We start from the raw sequence: 6,700 nt of genomic DNA on the forward strand, positions 1-6,700 counted from the left end.
GAGACGGACAACGCGCCGGTGGGCGGTTTCGGTTGGGACGGGCGCTTCAACCGTCTGCACGATCAGGCGAGTTTCCCACTGCTCAATCCGAACGAGATGGCTAACAAGGATCCGGCGGCAGTACTCGCGAAACTGGAGCACGCACCTTACGCGGCGCGTTTCAAGGAAGTGTTCGGCCAGAACATCTTCACCGATCCCAACAAGGCGTTCACGCAGGCGATGTACGCCATCGAGCGCTTCGAACTCGAAGACCCGAGTTTTCATCCGTACACCAGCAAGTTCGACTACTACCTCGACGGCAAGGTCCAACTGACGGCACGCGAATTGCGCGGCAAAAAGCTGTTCGACGATCCGGCCGCGGGCAATTGCGCGTCGTGCCACATCGATCAGGTAGGTGTCGACGGCTCTCATCCGCTTTTCACCGACTTCAACTTCCAGGCGCTCGGCGTGCCGCGCAATCCGGAGTTGCGTGCGAACACGGATCCGAAGTACTTCGATATGGGCTTATGTGGTCCGCTGCGCACCGATCAGTCGAGCGACAGGAGCAACTGTGGGCTCTTCAAGTCGGTATCGCTGCGTAACACGGCGACGCGGCAGGTGTTCTTCCACAACGGCCGCTTCCATACGCTGAAGGATGCGTTGCGCTTCTACGTGCAGCGCGACACGAATCCGGCGAAGTGGTATCCGAAAGACGCGCACGGCAAGGTCGATAAATTCGACGACCTGCCAGTCGCACTACGCGTGAACGTCGACACGACCGACGAGCCGCTTACGCGCAAAGCGGGCGAGCGCCCCGTGTGGTCGGAGCAGGATATCGACGACGTCGCCGCGTTTCTTGCGACGCTGAACGACGGGTACCGGCGACCGGGTGTGAGGGACTGTGAGACTACGAAGGCGGGGCGAGATCGCTGCCCAGAATAGTCATCAGAGAACGCGCGTTGCGCTGCCCCTGGTCTTCGAAACAGTTGTTGAAGATCACGTGGGTACGGCCCGCCCGGGTCGCGATTGCGCGGATCGAAGGGGCTAGTTCGGTCAGTTCGCCGACGCTGTAGTCGTAATCGAAGCGATCGGCCGCGCTCGCCGCGCCCGTCGCGCTCCACGTCTGCGTATTGCGGCCGTGCAGACGCACCATCGCAAGTTGAGGATGGGTTGCTTCCCATACGGTGTGCACGCGGTTCGTCACATCCGGCGGCGCATCGACGATCACGTGGACGAGGCTGCGCTCGCGCAGGAAGTCGAGCGTCCATTGCGCATGCTGATCGTCGAACCAGGATTGATTGCGAAACTCGGCGGCCATCATGTAGCCCGCCATGCGCGCCCGGCATTCTTCGACGAGCGCGAGACCGTCCGGCGCGCGGGTGATCCACGGTGCGAACTGGAATAGCACCGCGCCGAGCCGTCCGCTCGCGCGCAGCGGTTCCAGCGCTTCCAGATAGCGCAGCCACAGTTCGTCGAGTATCTCGGCGGGCATGTCGCGGTAGTAGACGTTTTTCTTGCGCGGACCCGTGATGCCTTCCGGCAGCGCCATTGCAATGTCTTTGGGCAGGACTTCGGGCGAAGTCTGATGCCCGGTAAAGAGCCGAAACGCCTTGAAATTGAACGTGAAGCCATCGGGCGTGCGCTCGGTCCACAACTGCGAATTGGTTGCCGAGGGCATCGCGTAGTAGGCCGAATCGACTTCGACCAGCGGAAACTGCGACGCGTAAAAGCGCAGCCGGGCTTCAGCGCTGCTGCTGCCGCGCGGGTAGAAGCGCTTGCATGCAATCAGCGTCTTGTCGGTCCAGCCAGCGGTGCCGCAGCGGATGTCCATCGGCGGATTCGTGGGGTTGCTCAGCGTAGGCGCGCCTAGGACGCTGCCTCGGTATGATCGAGCCACTCCGCGAGTTCGTGACGCAACTGCGAGATATCGAGCGGCTTGCCGAGCAGCCGTGCGCCCGGGATGGCGTCGCCGATCTCGGCGCTCTTGCCATAGCCCGACACCAGTAACACGCGGATGTCCGGCTGCTGACTGAGCACCACGCGCGCCAGGTTGTCGCCGGACATGCCGGGCAACGTCAGGTCCGTAAACAGGACGTCGAAACGTTGCGCGGGCACGAGCAGCAGCGCTTCTTCGGCGCTCGCGACCGCGGTGCAGTCGAGACCCAGCGCGCCGAGCAGGTCGCTGAGTGCTTCGCGCGAGTCGGCGTCGTCTTCGACCAGCAGCACGCGAGCCGGCGTGCCGGGCTGGCGTGACGGTGGACTTGTCAGGGAATCCGCCAGCGAAATTGTCACGGCATTTGCCAGCGAATCCACCCTTGAAGGGACCGGCTCGTGCAGGCTTTCGTGCGGATCGGACGCTTCGGATGCACTGGCCGGATCGTAGACCGTACGCGGCACGCAAGGGGCGATCTGCCCATCGGGCATGCCGGCGATTCCGACGCGCAGTACGCTGCGCACTTTGCGCGCGAGATCGTCGCGCCGGTACGGCTTGGAGAGCAGCGTGATGCCGGCGTCGAGCTTGCCGTGATGGACGATCTCGTCGCGCGTATAGCCCGAGGTGAAGAGTGTCGGCACCGTGGGCGAGCGAGCCGCCGCGCGTTGCGCCAGTTCCACGCTTTTCACCTGGCCGGGCATCACCACGTCGGTGAACAGCAGATCGATCGGCACGTCGCTATCGATGAATTCGAGCGCCGCGTCGCCGCTCGATGCGGTCAGCACTTTATAGCCGAGCTGCGCGAGCATTTCGACGGCGGTCAGGCGTACATCCGCGTCGTCTTCGACCACCAGAATCGTTTCGCCGCCGCCTACCGGCGCGGAGGTCTGATCGACCGTTTCGGCTGTTTCCGGCTCGCAGCAGCGCGGGAAAAACAGCGAGACGGTGGTGCCGCGTCCCACTTCGCTGTCGATCAAGGTATGGCCGCCGCTTTGCCTGACAAAGCCGAACACCATGCTGAGGCCCAGGCCGGTGCCGTGGCCGTCGGGTTTGGTCGTGAAGAACGGTTCAAACACGCGCTCCAGGATTTCGGGCTTCATGCCGGTGCCAGTGTCGGTCACCGAGAACACCACGTATTCGCCCGGCGAGAGTTCCGGCTTGCCAAGGCAAAACAGTCGGTCCAGCACGCGGTTCGTCGCGCAGACGGTGAGCGTGCCGTCCGCTTGCATCGCGTCGCGCGCGTTGATCGCGAGATTGAGCAGTGCGTTTTCGAGTTGATTGCGATCGGCCTGCACATTCCACAGATCGTCGCTCAACACCGTTTCGATCTTGACGGTCTCGCCGAGCGCGCGGTGCAGCATCTCGCTCATGCCGGCGAGCAGGCGGCGCGGGTTGAGCACGGTAGGCGAGAGCGGCTGGCGCCTCGCGAAGGCGAGCAGATGCGCGGCCAGTTTCGCGCCGCGTTTGACGGCATCGGTCGCGGCGGACAAGCGCCGCAGCGTGGCCGGACTGTCATCGGCATCGGCGGCGAGCATTTGCAGATTGCCGTTGATCACTTGCAGCACATTGTTGAAGTCGTGCGCGACGCCGCCTGTGAGGCTGCCGATCGCTTCCATCTTCTGCGCCTGGCGCAACTGCTCTTCAGCGAGCGCCCGGGCGGCGACCTCATCAGCGACGCGTTGTTCGAGCGTTTCAGTCAGCTGGCGCAGCGATTGTTCGGCAATCTTGCGTTCGTGGATGTCGATCAGCACGCCGGGAAAACGCGTGGGCTCGCCATGTTCGTCGAACTCGCACTGGCCGTTTGCCTGCACCCACATATAGTCGCCATCGGGCCGGCGAATCCGGTACTCGGCGCGAAACGGCTGACCAGTACGCATCGCTTCGATGGTCAGACGGTCGTTGAGCGGCTGGTCGTCGGGATGGATCACTTGCGCCGCGGCATTGCGCTCGACCCCTTTCGCGGCCTTTTCTAGTGGAAACGAAAAGGTGCGCGCGAAACGCTCGTCGCCGGTGACGGTGCCCGTGCGCAGGTCGAGCACCCAGGTGCCGAGCACCGCTCCGGTATTGAGCGCGAGTTGCAGCCGTTCGTTGGTTTCGTGCAATTCGGCTTCGGCGCGCTGGCGCCAGCGTTCGGTCAGCACGCGCGTGGTGGTTTCGACGACCATCGCAAGCACGCCCGCGGGTGCGCCGCTGTCGTCGGCGACCGGGCTGTAGTAGAGATCCATCCAGACATTTTCAGGTTTGCCGTCGCGCAGCAGAACCAGTTCCTTGTCGCGATACGACAGGGTGCCGCCGGCAAGACATGTCGTCATCACATGCCGGTTGAATTCGGCGACCTCCGGCCAGCCGTGTTCGACCGGACAGCCGAGCAGATACGGATGCCGTCCACCCGCGAATATCGCGTAGGCGTCGTTGTAGATCATGTAGCCCGGTTTGCCCCATAGGAGCACGAGGGGCACGGGCGAGGCGAGCAGCATTTGAACGGTGGCGGTCAGACTGCGTGGCCAGTTTTCGATGGCGCCGAGGATGGTCGCGGTCCAGTCGAATTCGCTGATGCGCTGCGCCATTTCCCCGTTCCAGCCGGGGCAGCCATGGTCTTGTGCCGGGAATGGCATTGCTGCGCTCCACAAAGGTCACGTCGATGAATATGTCCCCACTCTGCCGGCGCGCATGGCGCGCGTAGAGGTTCAGCAGGAGGCGGGATGAATCTTCTGCCGTGCACCGCAAGCCGGCGCGAAGCGGCCGGGCGGCAGCGACAATTGTAGGTCACAACGATTGCCTCGTGACGTAACAGAAGGGGCCTTGCGGGTTTAGCCGAACCTTCGGCGCGAACGGCCTCGCAACTTTTACCTGCGTTGCTCAGGTTAGCGCGCGGGATCCGGAAAGAAGCGCACGTGTCGCCGGCTTGGTCGCATGTCTACTGCCTTGGTGCGACCCGAACGGTACGCTAGGGCGGCAGGAAAAAGGCAGGCGCGTTTCGTGCTGCCCGCACTTATTCGCTTGCGCCAGCGGGTGCAAGATGGAGGGTGGGCGCCACCCACACCGAATTCGAACTTCAATAAAACGCAGACCACAGGATGCCGAAGAAAAACATCACACGAAACAAGCTGCCTAAACGTGCTGCACGTCAGGCGCTGTTGACCACGCGCCGCAACGCCAGAATGGCGCGCTCGGCGCATGCGTATGTGCGGGGCAACACCAGCAAATTCTACGAATGGCTTGAAGGGATGGAAAGCCATGCCTTGCCCGAAGGTCCGGCGATCTGGATCTGCGGCGATTGCCACACCGGCAATCTGGGGCCGGTCGCCGATGCGCAGGGACGCGTCGAAATCCAGATTCGCGACCTCGACCAGACGGTGATCGGCAATCCCGCGCACGACCTGATCCGCCTCGGGCTTTCACTGGCGACTGCCGCGCGCGGTTCGGACCTGCCGGGTGTGACGACCGTTCACATGATGGAAGCGTTGGCGGACGGCTATGAGCGCGCCTTCGACGAAGCGGCCGGCGACGCCGACATCCATGCTGAGAAGCCTGAGGCGGTGAGGGTGGTGATGAAGGAAGCGGTGCGCCGTTCGTGGCGTCATCTGGCGGAGGAGCGGATCGAGGATATCGAGCCGAGCATTCCGCTTGGCCCGCGGTTCTGGCCGTTGGCGAAGAGCGAACGGCGCGAGATCGAGGCACTGTTCGAGAAGGGTTCGCTGGCGCGGCTCGCGACGGTGCTGCGCGGCAATGGCGACGACACTGACGTCGAGGTGCTCGACGCTGCGTACTGGGTGAAGGGATGCAGCTCGCTGGGGCGCTTGCGTTACGCGGTGCTGCTGGACATCGACGGTGCCGCGGTGGATGGCGACGACCTGTGCCTGATCGACATCAAGGAAGCCGCGCAGGCGGCGGCGCCGCGCTATCCTGGCGTGCGCATGCCGCGGGATAACGCCGAGCGGGTGGTGGAGGGGGCGCGGCATTTGTCGCCTTCGCTGGGCGAGCGGATGCGGGCGGCGCGGTTATCGGATCGCGCTGTGGTTATACGCGAGTTGCTGCCGCAGGATATGAAGCTGACGATCGAGCAGTTGACTCAGGATGAGGCGGTGAAGGCTGCGCGCTTTCTAGCGTTGGTGGTGGGGAAGGCACATGCGCGGCAGATGGATAGTGGGGAGCGCACTGCCTGGCTTGCTGAGCTGCGGAGGAATCGGTCGAAGACCCTCGATGCACCGGGATGGCTTTGGAAAAGTATTGTAGAGTTGGTTAGTAGCCATGCGGCTGGGTATTTGGAGCATTGTCGGCGGTATGCTATTGGGAGGAAGGATTACTAAGTGGTTTTTTTGTCTTTGCGACGGCATTGTCGGAGTGCCTGCGGCGGTGGGCTTTTCTTGATTTGTTTGCCTGCTTGCGCTTATTTGTCTGTGCGCTTATGGCGTTGGCCTTTCCTTGAATTGTTATTGGTCTATTAGCGTCGCCCCTGTGCGGGGCAGGCACCTACTTTTCTTTGCCTGCCCTCCATGTCAGGCTAGTTGTCGCCTCACCCGAACCGATTGATGTAAAGATGGGGGGCGGACAGCGAATGGGAAATGAAACGCTATTCAGCGGAAACCCGGGAATGGGCAATCCAGCAGATGATGCCGCCGTTCAATCGTGCGGTCATCGAGTTGTCAGGAGCGACGGGCATCACGACGGTGACGCTACGGACCTGGCGGCAAAGTGCAAGACAGACAGGGAAATTCATGCCGGGCAATGGCAAAACCAGCGATCGATGGTCAAGCGCCGACAAGTTCAGGGTGGTGCTGGAGACGG

The 6,700-nt window shown here is 62.9% G+C and carries 4 protein-coding genes and 1 pseudogene; 3 read left to right on the forward strand and 2 right to left on the reverse strand.

What is annotated here, in order from left to right:
• Positions 1 to 921, forward strand: a 921-nt coding sequence (locus HHL24_RS42815) for a cytochrome-c peroxidase (protein ID WP_169491275.1), incomplete at its 5' end; no start/stop codon positions are given.
• On the opposite strand, the gene HHL24_RS42820 is transcribed toward HHL24_RS42815, so the two are convergent.
• Positions 887 to 1,810, reverse strand: a complete 924-nt coding sequence (locus tag HHL24_RS42820; RefSeq protein ID WP_169491276.1) for a DUF72 domain-containing protein — start codon at positions 1,808 to 1,810, stop codon at positions 887 to 889. The two genes, HHL24_RS42815 and HHL24_RS42820, sit on opposite strands and share 35 nt — an antisense overlap.
• A 35-nt stretch (positions 1,811 to 1,845) precedes the next feature.
• On the reverse strand, positions 1,846 to 4,527 hold the full coding sequence (locus HHL24_RS42825; protein ID WP_169491277.1) for a hybrid sensor histidine kinase/response regulator: 2,682 nt from the start codon (positions 4,525 to 4,527) through the stop codon (positions 1,846 to 1,848).
• 462 nt (positions 4,528 to 4,989) lie between these two features.
• On the opposite strand from HHL24_RS42825, the gene HHL24_RS42830 reads away from it, so the two are divergent.
• Positions 4,990 to 6,222 carry a DUF2252 domain-containing protein gene (locus HHL24_RS42830; protein ID WP_169491278.1) on the forward strand — a complete coding sequence of 411 codons (1,233 nt, stop codon included), beginning with the start codon at positions 4,990 to 4,992 and terminating at the stop codon, positions 6,220 to 6,222.
• A 255-nt stretch (positions 6,223 to 6,477) separates the two neighbouring features.
• A pseudogene (locus HHL24_RS42835) lies at positions 6,478 to 6,700 on the forward strand (IS3 family transposase); the annotation flags it as partial.

It is taken from the genome of Paraburkholderia polaris (genome assembly GCF_012927345.1).
GTDB lineage: Bacteria > Pseudomonadota > Gammaproteobacteria > Burkholderiales > Burkholderiaceae > Paraburkholderia > Paraburkholderia polaris.